1 protein-coding gene is annotated in these 941 nt (G+C 66.0%); it reads left to right on the forward strand.

The window, feature by feature from the left end; genetic code table 11:
• Positions 1-905 (forward strand): IS3 family transposase (locus NR111_RS18220; protein ID WP_256821625.1); only part of this gene is annotated, 905 nt, incomplete at its 5' end.
• Positions 906-941 lie beyond the last annotated feature (36 nt).

The following is a 941-nucleotide window of genomic DNA, read 5'->3' on the forward strand; positions in this document are numbered from 1 at the left end:
AGGTGCGATTCGGGGTCGAGCAGATCTGCCGCGTGCTCACCGAGCACGGCATCACGATCTCCCCGAGCACCTACTACGCCCGCTCGGCCGCGCCGTCCACCGCCGCCGAACTGGATGACGCGTACGCCGCCCACGAGGTGTTCTGCCTATTCCACGACCAGCGGGGCCTGTACGGAGTGCTCAAGCTATGGCACAGCCTGCGCCGGCGGGGCCGGGACATCGGCCGAGATCAGGTGGCCCGCCTGATGGGCATCTGCGGCATCGCCGGCATCGTGCGAGGTAAGCGGCGCACAATCACCACCGAGTCCGATCCCTCCGCGGACCGGCACCCCGATCTGATCGACCGTCAGTGGAACGCGCCGACGCGGCCCGACCAGTGGTGGGTAGCCGACTTTACATATGTATGGACACTCGCCGGCTTCTGCTACGTCTCGTTCGTCGTGGACGTCTACTCCCGCCGAATACTCGGCTGGCGCGCCTCGATGACCAGGCGCTCCGATCTGGTCCTGTCGGCACTCGAGCAGGCGATTCACACCCGCCGACGGGGCTCGTTCGAGTTCACCTCGACCGGACTCGTCCACCACAGCGACGCCGGCACCCAGTACGTCTCCCTGGCCCTGACCGATGCGCTCCGCGACGCCGGGATGCAGGGGTCGATAGGCAGCGTCGGCGACGCTCTCGACAATGCCCTCATGGAGTCCACGATCGGGCTCTACAAGACCGAACTGATCGACCTCGAGACGACCCGCAGGTGGACCGGACGCAACGAGGTCGAACGCGAGACCGCGGACTGGGTGCGATGGTTCAACGACGAGCGGCTGCACTCGGCGACCGACTACCGACCACCCGTCGAATACGAAGAGATGTACCGTTCCAAACAGGCGACCGAACCTCAGGCCGCTTGATTCAGCAACACCCTCCGACGGAGCCAGTGCGGTTCA

Origin of the sequence: Dietzia sp. Die43 (assembly GCF_024519835.1) — a bacterium.
Taxonomy (GTDB): Bacteria; Actinomycetota; Actinomycetes; order Mycobacteriales; family Mycobacteriaceae; genus Dietzia; species Dietzia kunjamensis.